Below are 13955 nucleotides of genomic sequence, written 5' to 3'. Positions count from 1 at the left end.
CGGGCACCGCGGTGGGCGCCTCGGTGGGTGCCGCAGAGGCGCCGGCGGCCGCCCGGGGGGCGCCATCGGCGCCGGGCGCGCCAGTAGGCCGCGCGGTCGAGCCGGCGCCGGGCCAGCCCGGCCCACCGGGGATCGCCGCGCCTCGCTGGTAGGCGGTGGCGGCGGCGCGAGCGCGGGTATCGGCGGCCTCATTCATGGGGTGGCCCACGTGCCCCCGCACCCACTCGAAGCGCACCTGCCGGCCGGCCAGGGCCTCGTCAAGGGCGCGCATGAGGTCCTCGTTGAGGACCGGCTTGCCGTCGGCCTTGCGCCAGCCGCGCCTCTTCCAGCCGTGGCGCCACTTGGTCAGGGAGTTGATGACGTACTGGGAGTCCGCCTGGATGAGGAGGTCCTCGCCTGCCAGCCCGGCGGCGGCGGTCGCTCGCAGGAGCTCGAGGACGGCGGTGAGCTCGCCCCGGTTGTTCGTGGACTCGGGCCAACCGCCGGCGGCCCAGCAGTCGTCGCTCACGTACCACGCCCAGCCGGCGGGTCCGGGGTTGCCAAGGGCCGAGCCATCCGCGGCGGCGATGATCGTCATGGCCCACACCCTACCGGCGCGACGACGGTTCCCAGCAGCACGCCCCAGGCGGGCCGCCCGCATGAGCGTGGGGCGCCCCTCCGCTCCGGGAGGGGCGCCCCACGGGCGCACGATGCGCGGGCCTCAGGCGTCGAGGTCGGTCTCGAGCAGGGCCTTGAGCTCGGCCAGGGCGGAGTCAGCGCCGTCGGCGTCCGAGGCCAGGGTGACGACGTCGCCGAAACCGGCGCCAAGGGTCATCACGCCGAGGATGGAAGAGGCGTCGACCGGCGCACCGCCCTCCTTGGCGATGGTGACGGGGACGCCCGTCTCGGCGACGGCCTTGACGAAGGTGGCGGCGGGACGGGCGTGAAGACCGACCTTGGAGGCGATAGTGGCGGTGACCTGAGCCATAGTGGTGCTCCTTAGGATGAGAAACAGGCGCGCGGGCGCAGCGTCCTGATGGTGTGCAGCGATCCCGCTGAACATGTCACAGCCTATCCGTTTTGCTCCTCCGCGGCATGTCTCGCGTGGGATCAGTCACGGATGGCATGTAGGGGGCGACGACGATCTGGGCCCGCTGCAACTCCTTGACGTCGCCATAGCCGGTGGCGGCCAGGGTGCGCCGCAGGGCGCCCATGATGTTGAGCGTGCCATCAGCGCGGTCCGAGGGGCCGTTGAGGATCTCCTCAAGGGTCCCCACGGTGCCCACATGCGTGCGGTAGCCGCGCGGGAGCCGGTCGTGGTAGGCCTCCGAGCCCCAGTGGTAGCCGTCGCCCGGCGCCTCGGCCGCCCGAGCGAGCGCCGCGCCGAGCATGACGGCATCGGCCCCACAGGCGATGGCCTTGACGACGTCGCCGGAGTTGCCGACCCCGCCGTCGGCGATGACGTGGACGTAGCGGCCCCCGGACTCGTCCATGTAGTCGCGCCTGGCGGCGGCGACGTCGGCGACGGCGGTGGCCATGGGCATGTGGAGGCCGAGGACCTGGCGGATGGATGAGGACGCCCCGCCGCCCTGGCCCACGAGGACCCCGGCGGCCCCGGTGCGCATGAGGTGGAGGGCCGCCGTGTAGGTGCTCACCCCGCCGACGACGACGGGCACGTCGAGCTCGTAGATGAAGCGCTTGAGGTTGAGCGGCTCCTTGGTGCCAGAGACGTGCTCGGCCGAGACGGTGGAGCCGCGGATGATGAGCAGGTCCACGCCGGCCTCGACGACGGCGCGCCAGTGCTCGAGGGCGTGGTTGGGGCTGAGCCTGCCCGCGACGACGGCGCCGGAGGCCCGCAGCCCCGCGACGCGCTCGGCGATGAGGGCGTGGTCCACGCGCCGCGAGTACACGTCCTGCAGGACGCGCGTGGCCTCCTCGGGAGCGGCGGAGCGGATGCGCGCGTAGGCGTCAGCCGGGTCCGCGTAGCGGGTCCACAGGCCCTCCAGGTCAAGGGTGCCGATGCCTCCCAGGCTGCCGACGGCGATCGCCGTGCGGGGCCCCATCGCGGAGTCCATGGGGGCGGCCATGACGGGCAGGTCGACGTGGTAGGCGTCCAGCTGCCAGCCGACGCGAACATCGCGGACGTCCCGGGTGCGCCGGGAGGGGACGAGGGCGATGTCCTCGAAGGAGTAGGCCTGGCGGGCGCGCTTGGAGCGCCCGATCTCGATCTCACCGCTCATGGACCGATCCTAGACGGGCGATCCTCCCCCGCCCGCCCCCGGCGACAAGAGCGCCCAGATCGATGTCAGGGCCCGGTGGCATCCTGGGCCCATGAGCGTTAAACCTGCCGCATGGGCCAGCGGCCCCCTCCTTGGACTGGACACCGAGACCACGGGAGTCGATCCCACCCGCGAGCGCCTGGTCACCGCCGCCCTGGTCTCGCGCGGGCGGCGCGCGGCCGGCGGTGGGCGGGCCCAGTCCGTCACCACGTGGCTCGCCGATCCCGGCGTGGAGATCCCGGCGGCGGCCGCCGCCGTCCACGGGATCACCACCGAGCGGGCCCGGGCGGAGGGGCGCGCTATTGAGGAGGTTCTCACCGAGGTCTCCGATGCCCTCGTGTCCGCCATGGGCGCGGGCACGCCCGTGGTCGCCTTCAACGCCTCCTATGACCTCACCCTCCTGGAGGCCGAGCTCGCCCGCCATGGGCTGGCCACCATGCGCGAGCGCTTGGGCCGCGAACTCGGGCCGATCCTCGATCCCCTGGTCATCGACAGGGCGGTTGACCGCTTCCGCCGGGGCAAGCGGCGCCTGGGGGACATGGCCGCCGCCTACCGCGTGCCGGTGGACGAGGCCCTGCACACGGCGGAGGTGGACGTCATCGCCACACTAGACGTCCTCGAGGCGATCCTCGCCGCTCATCCGGAGGTGGCGGCCATTCCCGCTGAGGAACTGGTGGCCGCGCAGGCGCGCTACCACCGGCAGTGGGCGGAGTCCTTCAACAGGTGGCTGGCGAGGACGAGCCCGGGCCGTCCGGGCGCGCAGACCGCCTGGCCGCTGCCGGACTCCCCACCGGCGTGAGGGCCGCGCCCTCGGGCGCGAGGCGAGGCGGCCTGCGCACCGGGTGAGGCGCAGGCGCGCTGCCGCTCTCAGGAGCGCGACTGGTAGTTGGGGGCCTCGGCGGTCATCATGACGTCGTGCGGGTGGGACTCCTTGAGCCCCGCGGAGGTGATCCTCACGAACTGCCCACGCTCCTTGAGCTCGGGGACCGTGCGGGCGCCCACGTAGAACATCGACTGGTGAAGGCCACCCACCAGTTGGTAGACGACGTCCGCCAGCGAGCCGGAGTAGGGCACCTGGCCCTCGATGCCCTCGGGGACGATCTTGGAGTCCGAGGAGACATCGGCCTGGAAGTAGCGGTCCTTGGAGTAGGAGCGGCGCCCGCGCGAACTCATGGCGCCGAGCGAGCCCATGCCGCGGTAACGCTTCCACTGCTTGCCGTTGACGAATACGAGGTCCCCCGGGGATTCGGTACATCCGGCGAGCAGCGAGCCGAGCATGACCGTGTCCGCGCCGGCCACGAGCGCCTTGGCGATATCGCCGGAGTACTGCAGGCCGCCGTCGGCGATGAGCGGGACGCCCGCGGGGCCGCAGGCGCGCGCGGCCTCGTAGACGGCGGTCACCTGCGGGACGCCGACCCCCGCCACCACGCGGGTGGTGCAGATCGAGCCCGGACCCACGCCGACCTTGACGGCGTCGACCCCGGCGTCGATAAGCGCCTGGGCGCCCTCGCGGGTGGCCACGTTGCCGCCGATGACCTCGACGCGGGAGAAGGCCGGGTCGGACTTGATGCGCGAGATCATCTCCAGGGCCAGGCGCGCCCCGCCGTTGGCGGTGTCGACGACGAGCGCGTCCACACCGGCCTCGGCCAGGGCGGTGGCCCGCTCCCAGGTGTCGCCCCAGTAGCCGACGGCGGCGCCGACGACGAGGCGGCCCTCGGCGTCCTTCGTGGCGTTGGGGTACTGCTCGGTCTTGACGAAGTCCTTGACGGTGATGAGGCCGGTGAGGCGCCCGGCGTCGTCGATCAGGGGGAGCTTCTCGATGCGGTGCTCGGCGAGCAGGGCTTTGGCGTCCTCGCGAGAGATCCCCGTGCGCCCGGTGATGAGGCGCTCGCGCGGGGTCATGCAGTCGCGCACGCGGATCGTCGACCACTTCTCGGCGGGGACGAAGCGCAGGTCCCGATTGGTGATGATGCCGTGGAGAGCGCCGTCGGGGCCCACCACGGGCAGGCCGGAGACCTTGTACTGGCCGCACAACTCATCGAGTTGGGAGATGGTGGCGTCCGGGCCGACGATGACGGGGTCGGAGACCATGCCGGACTCCGAGCGCTTGACCCGGCGCACCTGGTCGGCCTGCTCCTCGATGGACAGGTTGCGGTGGAGGATGCCCATGCCGCCCTGGCGGGCCATGGCGATGGCCATCTCCGACTCGGTGACGGTGTCCATGGCGGCGCTGAGCAGCGGCGTTGACAGGGTAATCCCGCGGGTCAGACGGGAGGTGGTATCGACCTCGGAGGGGATGACGTCCGTCAGCCTGGGCAGGAGGAGCACGTCGTCGTAGGTCAGTCCGGTGGGGGCGTAGATATCGGGGCTGGTGATCGAGTCGCTCACGGTCGCATCGTAGGTCGGCGGCGGGGCCGCGCGCATCCCAGGCCCGCCAGACGCGACGAGGGCCGCCACCGGGCGGCGGGGGCCGGCCCCAGGCCCCACGGGCCGGGCGCGGCGCCCGAGACGCGCGGATCCCCCGGCGGCCGAGACGGCCCCTCCGGGGGATCCGAGGCGCGGGCCGGGCCCGCGGGGGTCACTTGGTGACGATCGCGAGGATGTCGCGGGCGGAGAGGATGAGGTACTCCTCGCCGTCGTACTTGACCTCGGTGCCGCCGTACTTGGAGTAGATGACGACGTCGCCCTCGGCGACATCGACCGGGACGCGGTTGCCGTTGTCGTCGACGCGGCCGGGGCCCACGGCCACGACCTTGCCCTCCTGCGGCTTCTCCTGGGCGGTGCCCGGCAGGACGATGCCGGAGGCGGTGACCTGCTCGGCCTCGACCGTCTGGACGACGATCCGGTCCTCGAGCGGCTTGATGGAGATCGACATTGCGGACCTCCCCTTCTCGCTAGTGGGTGGATGACATTGTCTGCTGCGCTCGATGCGCGCTGTGCCGCCGTCGCGGGGGCCGGCAAGCGCTCCTGAGTGCGAGCCGCGGGGCTGGTGGGCCCCGTGCCAAGAACGAATCTACGTCCGCGATTAGCACTCAGTCAACGCGAGTGCCAAGCGCTTGCGGGGCTTTCGCCGACGGCGTGGCCGGGGCTGGCGGGCCTGACGGTGCTGGCCGGGACGGCGGGGAGGCGCGACGCATGCCGGCTGCCGGACGCCCGGGTTGGCGATGGGTAGCACTAGGGGCATGCCATGATCGGGGGGATGACTGACTCCCAGCGCGACGTCGCCACGTCTGAGCCCGCCCAGCCCGAGCCCGCCGCCCCCTCCGACCCCGCGGCGCTGTCCCTCATGCCCCTGCTCACCCCGGAGGGCTGGGCGCTGCTCGGATCGCTACCCCCATACGACGAGGCCGAGGCGCTCCGCCTCGCCGAGTCCCTGCGCGCCGCCGGCCACGCCCCGGCCCTCGTCGCCGCCGCCCTCACCCAGCAGCGCCTGCGCTCGCGCGCGGCCGCGAAGTTCGGCGACTTCGCCCAGCAGATGCTCTTCACGCCCGACGGGCTGGAGCAGGCCACCCGCCTGGCGGTCTCCGCCCACCACGCCGCCCGTTACGCAGCCGCGGGCACGCACCGGGTCGCCGACCTCGGCTGCGGCATCGGCGGGGACGCCATGGCCCTGGCGGGACTGGGGCTTGACGTGCTCGCCGTCGAGCGCGACGAGGCGACGGCGGCCCTGGCGACCGTCAACCTCATGCCCTTCGAGGGCGCTCGGGTCCTGCGCGCCGACGCCCTGTCGGTCGACCTGGAGGCCGAGGGTGTCGACGCCGTCTTCGCCGACCCGGCCCGGCGGGCGGGCGGGCGACGGCTGACGGACCCCGAGCAGTGGTCGCCGCGGCTGAGCGAGGTCCTCGCGCTGCGCGAGCGCGTCGACGCCGTGGGGGTCAAGGTGGCGCCCGGCATCGACCACGCGCTCCTGCCCTCACACGCCCATGTCCAGTGGGTGAGCGTGGACGGGGAGGTTGTCGAGGCCGGCATCTGGTGCGGGCCACTGGCCCCGGAGGGGCCGGGCCGCTCGGCCCTGGTCCTGACCACGGGCGCCGACGGCGAGCCGCGGGCCCGGCGCCTGACCGACCCGGCCTGCGCGGATCCCTCCGCCGCCCCGGAGCAGCTCGAGCCGGTGACCGGCACCGCCGAGATCGGTGAATTCCTCCTAGAGCCCGACGGCGCCGCGATCCGCGCCGGGCTGGTCGCCGAGCTGGCGCGCCGCACGGCCTCGCGCCCCGTGGGCACGCGCATCGCCTACCTCACCGGCGACACGCCGCCTCAGGCGTCACTCGCCCCCTTCCTGCGCTGCTGGCGCGTGCGCGAGGTGCTGCCGCTCAATCTCAAGGCCCTGCGGGCGCGGGTGCGCGAGCGCGGCATCGGGCGCCTGGAGATCCACAAGCGAGGCCTGCCCGTCTCCCCCGACGCCCTGCGCGCCTCCCTGCGCCTCAAGGGCGACAGTGCGGAGACGTGGGTGGCGACCCGGGTGGGCGTGCGCGACGAGCACGACCGGGGCGCCGTGCTCGTCGTCGAGCCCGTAGGCGTTGAGCGCTGAGTCCCTAGGAGGACAGGCCGGGGAACAGGCGGTTCACGACGTCGTCGACTCCCAGCCGACCCGCCGCTCCCCCTCCTCACGGATGACCGTCGCCAGGCTGACACCGGGCAGGCCGAGGACGCCGGAGTTGATGGCGATGGGCGCCTGGCCGCGGGAGGCTCGCGTCAGCATCGCCTGCCGCCGTCGCGGGTCCGCGATCATCTGCGCCAGCGCCTGCTCGGGGTGGTGGAGGAAGACGTGCACGTACTCGTTGCGGCCTGAGTTGGCCGACACCACGCGCAGCCCGGCGATCTCCTCCCAGGGAATGAGTCCGACAGCCTTGGGACCCGTGGCGTCGTGGACGCCGCGGTCATCGATGACGACGCGCGGGCGCTGCCCCTTCTCGTGGCGCACGAAGGAGACGAGGGCGGCGAGCGCGCCGACGACGCCGGCCACGAGCAGGCCCGGGCCGAGCACGGGCCCTCGCCTGGTGCTATAGATGAAGTCCGGCTGCCACACCATGAGGACGATCCCCGCGCATAGCATCGCGAGGGCGATGGCGATCATGCGGATGTCGTTGCTGCGCGCCTGCGAGCCTCGTTCGAGGACGCGCGCCGGGGTGCCGGCGGACGAGGGAGAAGGGGACTGGGTCATCGTGGGTCCTGTCTGCGTGTTGGTGCGCCGGTCCGCCGGCTGTCACACGGGCACCGGCGCGCGCACCGTCGCGGGGCGAGCGACGGCTGCGGTCGAGCGGGCACGGAGGACGGGAGCGGGAACCGGCGGGAACGGTTTGCTTGCACAGGAAACCTTATACTTTTTATACTTTACGTCCATGCCTTCCCCCGTATCCCGCTCCCCGCACGCCCCCTCCGCCCAACCGCCCCTCGTCATTCGCCCCGGAGCCACCGCCTGGGTGAGCGCAGCGATCCTGTCCGTCGTCGCTCTGGCCCTCCTCGCCGTCGCCGTCCTGCTGGCCGGTGCCGGTGTCGCGGCCGAGGGCGTGGGCCCCCAGGACCGGCCGAGCCCTGCCCTCATCGCCGTGCTCACGGCGATGGGCTTGGGGTTCCTCCTGCTGGCCGTCGTCCCCCTGCGCGCACGCCTGACCGTCGACGCGACCGGGCTGCACGCGCGTACGGCGCTGCGCACCCGTCACTACTCCTGGGACGAGGTGCACGGCCGCCTGTGGATCGAGCGGGCGCGGATCCGCCGCCGCGGGTTCACCGTGCACATCCACAGGCTCACTCTGGCCACCGAGACGGCGGAGGTGCGCCTGCCCGTCACCCGCCAAGGGCTGTCCCGCAGGCGGACCGCCCAGGCCATCGACGCCATCCACGATCAGGTCACGTCCTACGACCCGCTGTCCTGACCCGCACCGTGCGCACGGTCGAGCCTGTCAGCGGGCGATGACGGTGTCCAGGGGCATGGCGGAGTCCGGGGCAAAGTCGAGCGGGCTCGGCTCGACGCCGGCGCGCGCCGCGGCCGCCCCGAGCGCCGCGATCTGGGCACCGTTGTCTGTGCAGTAGCGCAGCGGCGGGATGCGCAGGGTGATGCCCGCCGCCTGGCACCGCTCCGCGGCGAGCTCGCGCAGCCGCGAGTTCGCGGAGAACCCTCCGCCGATGACGAGGGTGTCGCAGCCCGTGTCGAGGCAGGCGGCCACGGCCTTGGCGGTCAGCGAGTCGTTGACAGCCTCGGAGAAGGCGGCGCAGATGTCATCCACCGGCACCTCTCGCCCGCCGTCCTCCAAGGACTCCACGTAGCGGGCCACGGCCGTCTTGAGGCCGGAGAAGGAGAAGTCGTAGCGGTGGCGCTCGCGGTCCTTCGCGGCGGCCAGCCCCCGGGGGAAGCGGATCGCCTCGCGGTCCCCGGCCCGGGAGCAGCGGTCCACATGCGGCCCGCCGGGATAGGGCAGCCCGAGGAGGCGGCCGACTTTGTCGAAGGCCTCCCCCGCGGCGTCGTCGAGGGTGCCGCCGAGCTCGACGACGTCGGTGGCGATGTCGCGGATGCTCAGGATGCTCGAGTGCCCGCCGGAGACGATGAGCCCGATGAAGCGGTCGGGCAGGGGCCCGTCGACAAGTTCGTCGACGGCGAGGTGGCCGATGACGTGGTTGACGCCGTAGACAGGCCTGCCCAGGGACGCCGCCAGGGCCTTGGCCGCGGAGATGCCCACGGTGAGCGAGCCGATGAGGCCGGGGCCCGCGCACACGGCGATGGCGTCGATCTCCTCAAGGCCCACTCCGGCGCGCTCCAGGGCGGCGTCGAGAGTGGGGACGAAGGCCTCCAGATGGGCGCGGGAGGCGATCTCGGGGATGATCCCGCCGAAGCGGGCGTACTCATCCATGGAGGTGGCGGTGACGTCGCCGAGCAGCTCGCGGCCGCGAACGAGGGCCACGCCGGTCTCATCACAGGTGGACTCGATGCCGAGGATCAAGGGGGCGCTCACGGCGCTCAGCCTAGCCCCTGCCAGGCGGAGGCCCGTACCGCGGCCGGGGCGAGGATGGCGCTTGCACCAGTGACCAGCCGCGGGCGCGGACCCGCCGAGTCCAGAAGTCCCGATAGGGACCCTCGGCCTCGATCAGGTCGGCATGGCGGCCGCGCTGGGCCACCCGCCCGTCGTCGCCGAGCACCACCACCTGGTCGGCGGCGGCGATCGTCTCGAGCTTGTGGGCGATGACGATGAGCGTGGAGGTGCGGCGCAACTCCTCCATGGCCGCCACAATATGGGCCTCGTTCTCCGCATCCAGGGCGCTGGTGGCCTCATCCAGCAGGACGATCGGCGCGCGCTTGAGCAGGGCCCGGGCGATCGAGACGCGCTGGCGCTCCCCGCCGGACAGGGCGCGCCCGCCCTCGCCGACGCGGGCCCGCCAGCCGTCGGGCAGGCGGTCCGCGATCTCGGTGACGCCCGCGAGCCCGGCCGCCCATCGCAACTGCTCCGGGCCCGCCCCCGGATCGCCGACGCGGATGTTGGCCTCCAGGGTTCCGTCGAAAAGGTAGACGTCCTGGAAGACCATGCTCAACTGCTCCATGAGCTGGGGGGTCGGCATGTCGCGAACATCAGCGCCGCCCACGCGCACGGCCCCCGAGTCCGCATCCCAGAAGCGGGCGATGAGGCGGGCGATCGTGGTCTTGCCCGAGCCGGAGGGGCCGACGATCGCGCACATCGTCCGCGCGGGGACCTCCATCGAGACGCCGTCGAGGACCCGCGCCCCCTCCCGGTATCCGAAGGTGACGCCGTCGAGGCGCACGGACCCGGGCTCGGTCAGCGCGGCGCGCCCGCTCGGCTCGTCCATGACGGGGGCGTCCATGACGGCGTCGAGATGGCTCATCATCTGACGCCGCTCCTCCAGGCCGAAGGCGGCGCCGGAGACGTCGTCGAGCATGGTGGTGAAGCGCAGGCACATGCCGATGGTGGCGATCGCGGGCAGGGGCTCCATGGCGCCGGCGACGGCGAGGGAGGCGGTGAGCATGATCATGCCGACCACCACGACCTGGGTGACGGCGCCCGTGAGGAGGTTCCCACCGGTCTCCCACCACAGGGCGCGGCGGGAGGCGCGAAGGCCGTCGGCGAAGGCCGCCGTCAACCGCCCATAACGGCCCACCGCGCAACACGAGCGCAGGGCCCCCTGGCAGCGGGCGAGCTCGACGATGCGGGTGGCGAGCTCCCGCTCAGCGGGCTCCGAGATGGCCTTGCCGCGATCGAGAAGACGGCGGGCCAGGAGGATGAGCAGCGCCACGACGGGGGCGCCGACGGTCAGGAACAGCCCCAGGCGCCAGTCCCAGGCCCATGAGCCGATCCAGATGACGGCGCAGCCGGCGACGGCGGAGGCGATCCGGTACAGGAAGTGGGCGGCGGACTCTCCCAGGGACAGCATCTCCTGGCTGGAGGCCCGAGACATGGTGCCGGCGGAATCGGAGTCGAACCAGCGCAGGGGCAGGCGGGCAATCTTGTCACCGATGGCGTGATGGACGTCGCGCATGAAGCCGAGCGCCCCCATCATGTTCGCACGCCTCCCGATGAAATCGATGACCGCCGACACGATGGCGCAGGCCGCGAGCGCCACCAGCCAGCCGCCGAGGCTCAGGCCCCAGCGGGTCCCGCCGTCGGCCAAGGCCACCGAGGCGGGCAAGAGGGACAGCAGGGCCACTCCGGAGATGAGGCCGCTGACCGCGCCGAGCGCGACCCCTCTCAGCGTCCGCCTCCAGGTGCCCGCGGTCATGAGGCGGCGGTAGTGGGCCAGCAGGGAGCGCCTCTCCCAGGCGGGCCCAGCGTCCCCCGGAGCCGGCGCCAGGCTCCCCCCGGCGCCGCGCCCCGCACCCGGGGCCGTGCTGACGCCTCGCCCCGGGTCCGGGTCCGGGTCCGGGTCCGGGGCGAGGCCGGCTCCCGGGAGGGCAGGATCCGGAGCGGCCGACGCGCCCGGAGCGGCCGACACCCCGGCCGGGGAGGCGCCGGCGTCGGCCAGCCGCCCGGACTGGCGCAGCAGGGCCCGGTAGTGGGGCTCATCCAGCAGCTCGGCGTGGGTGGCGGCCGCGACGAGGCGCCCCCGCTCCATGACGGCGATGCGGTCGGCGCCGCGCACGACGGCGGGCCGGTGGGCGATTACCAGGACGGTGCGGTCCCGAACCAGCGCGCTCAGCGCCTCCTGGATCTGCGCCTCGGACTCCGGGTCGGCCATGGCGGTGGCCTCGTCCATGAGCAGGACGGGGGTGTCCAGCAGCAGGGCGCGGGCGATGGCGATGCGCTGCTCCTGGCCGCCGGACAGGGCGGCCTCCTGCCCTAAGACGGTGTCGTAGCCGCGCGGCAGGGCCATGATCTCCTCATCGATGCGGGCGGCGCGGGCGGCGGCGCGCACCTGCTCGTCGGTGGCGCCCGGGCAGCCCAGCGCGATGTTCTCGCGCACGGTGGCCCCCAGCAGTTGGGCGTCCTGGAGGACGAAGGAGACCGTGGAGTAGAGGGTCTCCTCGTCCATGTCTCGCAGGTCCACCCCGCCGATGCGCACGACTCCGGAGTCGGGGTCGGCGAAGCGGGCGATGAGGGTGGCCAGCGTCGACTTGCCGGAGCCCGACGGCCCCAGCAGGGCGGTGACCGTGCCGGGCTCCAGGGTAAGGCTGACGTCGTCGAGGGCGCGGTTGTCCCCGTAGGAGAAGGACACGCGCTCGATCTCGACGCGGGCCCCCACGGGCCGCTTCGGGCTGGCGGGGTCGGAAAGGACGGGGGTGTCGAGCACCTCGCACAGCCGCAGCGCCGCGGCGCCGGCCAGCTGGTAGGACCAGCTCACGGAGACCACGGTGATGAGCGCGTCGGGGAGCACGAGAGCGATAAGCGCGGCGGCCAGCACCTGCGGCAGGGTGACCACGCCGGCGTGGATGAGCAGGGAGCCGCCTCCCAGGTCGACCAGCAGGACCACCGGGATGGAGACCCAAGCGAAGGACAGGCAGCTGACCGTCATGAGCGACATGGCCCAGTCGTGGTAGAAGCGGGAAAACCCGTCGGCGGCAGCCAGGTAGGCGCCGTGGGCCCGCCCGCCGCGCCCGAAGGCCTTGACCACCGGGATGCCGGTGACGAACTCGACCATGGTGGAGGACACGTCCGCGAGCCGGCGGTCCATCTCCACCGTCTTGTCCCTCATGCCTCTCAGGGACAGTGAGTAGGTCGCCAGGCACAGGGGCATGGTGGCCACGACCAGAAGGGCCAGGCGCCAGTCGATCCAGAAGGCGCAGGCCAGGAGCGCCAGGGGCGAGACGATGGCGTTGAGGCGCTCGATGGGGGCGTGGGCGATGACGGTGTGGACGGCGGCGGTGTCATCCTGAACGGCCTTGCGCACACGACCGGAGGAGGAGGCGGTGAACCAGGCCAGTGGGGCGCGGGAGACGCGGGCGACGATGTCGCGGCGCAGCCGGTCGCGCAGACGCAGGTCCGCCATGTGGGTGATGAGCAGGGCGACGGAGTACAGCAGCAGCCTGGCCGTGTAGGCGCCCACGAGCAGCATGACGACGTCGTTCGCCTGCTGGGGGTCGGGGGCGACGCCGGCGTTGTGGGCGTCCAGGAGGATGTCGCCCAGGCGCACGAGGGCGACATAGGGGGCGACGGAGAGCACGCCCGAGGCGACGGTGAGCGCCTGCCCGATCCCCAGCCAGCCGCGCACGGGGGCTCCCAGGCGCCGCAGCGCGGCCTGCCCAGCGCGGGATCTCTCGGCGTTGCCACCCCCGGTCCGCTCGGATCCGCTCTCCCCCGAGGGCGGGGCGCCGACGCGCGGCACCGGCCCCCGGTCCGGAGGGGAGATGGATGCGGACTGGGATTCCGATGATCCCGACGTCGTCTCGCCTGTGCTCACTGAACGCCTCCCATCAACTCTGAAAGCCTTTCAGATTTGACTTAGGGCGATCTTACTATGGCGCCTCGTCGGCCACCAGGGGACGCCGGCGGCTACCGTGGGGCCATGACGACCACGAGGAGCCCGAGGAGACAGGGCCGCCCCACAGGGCCCAAGCCGGGATTCTCCCGCCAGGACGTCGTCGACGCGGCGCTGGAGATCGGGATCGCCGACTTCACGCTGACAGCCGTGGCCGAGCGCCTGGGGGTCGCCGTCTCCGGCCTGTACCGCGCCATCACCTCGCGCGAGGACCTGCTGCGGGCGTGCCTGACCGAGCTCGCCACGCGACTGCGCTTCTCCCCCGACCCCGTCGACTGGCGCCGCAACGCCCACCATCAGGTCGAATCCCTGTGGGCGCTGCTGGAGAGCTGCCCGGGGCTCGACCGCCTACTCATCACCATGCCCTGGGCGGCCGAGTGCTTCGCATCCACGATCGAGGCCGCCCACCGGGCCTTCGTCGAGGGCGGCCTGAGCCAGGAGGACGCCGCCCTGGCCGTCGACATCATCGCCGACACCACCGTCGCCACGCATGTCCAGGTCGCCGCCCTGAGGGCCGACTGGCTGGGGCGGGAGGGCCCCAGCGGTGACGGCTTCCGGAGCCTTCCCCCCTACCACCCCGATCCGTCCTGGCTGGAGCGGGGCTGGCTCGATCGCAAGATCGGCCTCATCCTCGATGGATTCCAGCCCCGCGTGGGCGCCGCCCAGCCGTCGTCATAGCGAGGCCCCGGCCGTCGTCATAGCAGCGAGGCGGGGCGCGGTTCCCGGAAGCGCCGCCGAGTCTCCTCGAACGGGCGTTCCGAGAACCGCGCCCCGCTGGTC

General features: G+C 73.0%; 12 protein-coding genes. 4 read left to right on the top strand and 8 right to left on the bottom strand.

Annotated features, from left to right (window positions below):
* The 3 genes from GVV76_RS06385 to GVV76_RS06375 all read right to left on the bottom strand — a co-directional run.
* Nucleotides 1–577: ribonuclease H family protein (locus GVV76_RS06385; RefSeq protein ID WP_236263250.1), on the bottom strand; the 577-nt coding region annotated here is incomplete at its 3' end.
* A gap of 123 nt (nucleotides 578–700) precedes the next feature.
* Nucleotides 701–967 carry an HPr family phosphocarrier protein gene (locus GVV76_RS06380; RefSeq protein ID WP_159524521.1) on the bottom strand — a complete coding sequence of 89 codons (267 nt, stop codon included), beginning with the start codon at nucleotides 965–967 and terminating at the stop codon, nucleotides 701–703.
* A gap of 76 nt (nucleotides 968–1043) precedes the next feature.
* Nucleotides 1044–2219 carry a GuaB3 family IMP dehydrogenase-related protein gene (locus GVV76_RS06375; RefSeq protein WP_159625780.1) on the bottom strand — a complete coding sequence of 392 codons (1176 nt, stop codon included), beginning with the start codon at nucleotides 2217–2219 and terminating at the stop codon, nucleotides 1044–1046.
* Between the two features lie 91 nt (nucleotides 2220–2310).
* Between GVV76_RS06375 and GVV76_RS06370 the strand changes: the two genes are divergently transcribed.
* Nucleotides 2311–3057, top strand: a complete 747-nt coding sequence (locus GVV76_RS06370; RefSeq protein ID WP_159625778.1) for an exonuclease domain-containing protein — start codon at nucleotides 2311–2313, stop codon at nucleotides 3055–3057.
* Nucleotides 3058–3125: 68 nt separating this feature from the next.
* Here GVV76_RS06370 and guaB read toward each other — a convergent pair whose 3' ends face one another.
* Both guaB and groES read right to left on the bottom strand, forming a co-directional pair.
* Nucleotides 3126–4682, bottom strand: coding sequence for an IMP dehydrogenase (gene guaB / locus GVV76_RS06365; protein ID WP_175994007.1), 1557 nt, complete (start codon nucleotides 4680–4682; stop codon nucleotides 3126–3128).
* Nucleotides 4683–4836: 154 nt separating this feature from the next.
* Nucleotides 4837–5133 carry a co-chaperone GroES gene (gene groES, locus GVV76_RS06360; RefSeq protein ID WP_159524525.1) on the bottom strand — a complete coding sequence of 99 codons (297 nt, stop codon included), beginning with the start codon at nucleotides 5131–5133 and terminating at the stop codon, nucleotides 4837–4839.
* 411 nt (nucleotides 5134–5544) lie between these two features.
* Here groES and GVV76_RS06355 point away from each other — a divergent pair, with 411 nt between their 5' ends.
* The gene (locus GVV76_RS06355) at nucleotides 5545–6789 is read left to right on the top strand and encodes a class I SAM-dependent methyltransferase (protein WP_236263265.1); all 1245 of its coding nucleotides are present in this window, start codon (nucleotides 5545–5547) and stop codon (nucleotides 6787–6789) included.
* A gap of 33 nt (nucleotides 6790–6822) precedes the next feature.
* Here GVV76_RS06355 and GVV76_RS06350 read toward each other — a convergent pair whose 3' ends face one another.
* Nucleotides 6823–7422 carry an STM3941 family protein gene (locus tag GVV76_RS06350; RefSeq protein ID WP_159625774.1) on the bottom strand — a complete coding sequence of 200 codons (600 nt, stop codon included), beginning with the start codon at nucleotides 7420–7422 and terminating at the stop codon, nucleotides 6823–6825.
* A gap of 178 nt (nucleotides 7423–7600) precedes the next feature.
* Between GVV76_RS06350 and GVV76_RS06345 the strand changes: the two genes are divergently transcribed.
* Nucleotides 7601–8134, top strand: a complete 534-nt coding sequence (locus GVV76_RS06345; protein ID WP_159625772.1) for a PH domain-containing protein — start codon at nucleotides 7601–7603, stop codon at nucleotides 8132–8134.
* A gap of 27 nt (nucleotides 8135–8161) precedes the next feature.
* On the opposite strand, the gene tsaD is transcribed toward GVV76_RS06345, so the two are convergent.
* Together tsaD and GVV76_RS06335 are read right to left on the bottom strand one after the other, a co-directional pair.
* Entirely contained in the window at nucleotides 8162–9208 is a 1047-nt protein-coding gene (tsaD, locus tag GVV76_RS06340) for a tRNA (adenosine(37)-N6)-threonylcarbamoyltransferase complex transferase subunit TsaD (protein WP_159625770.1), read from the bottom strand.
* 10 nt (nucleotides 9209–9218) lie between these two features.
* Nucleotides 9219–13097 (bottom strand): ABC transporter ATP-binding protein, encoded by a 3879-nt coding sequence (locus tag GVV76_RS06335; RefSeq protein WP_442858364.1) that lies wholly within the window; start codon nucleotides 13095–13097, stop codon nucleotides 9219–9221.
* A 105-nt stretch (nucleotides 13098–13202) separates the two neighbouring features.
* Here GVV76_RS06335 and GVV76_RS06330 point away from each other — a divergent pair, with 105 nt between their 5' ends.
* Nucleotides 13203–13853, top strand: a complete 651-nt coding sequence (locus tag GVV76_RS06330) for a TetR/AcrR family transcriptional regulator (RefSeq protein WP_159625768.1) — start codon at nucleotides 13203–13205, stop codon at nucleotides 13851–13853.
* Nucleotides 13854–13955: the final 102 nt, after the last annotated feature.

This window comes from Actinomyces sp. zg296, from assembly GCF_009829695.1.
GTDB classification, from domain to species: Bacteria; Actinomycetota; Actinomycetes; order Actinomycetales; family Actinomycetaceae; genus Actinomyces; species Actinomyces marmotae.
The sequence above is the reverse complement of the archived record's forward strand: the minus strand, read 5'-3'. Positions and strand labels throughout refer to the sequence as shown.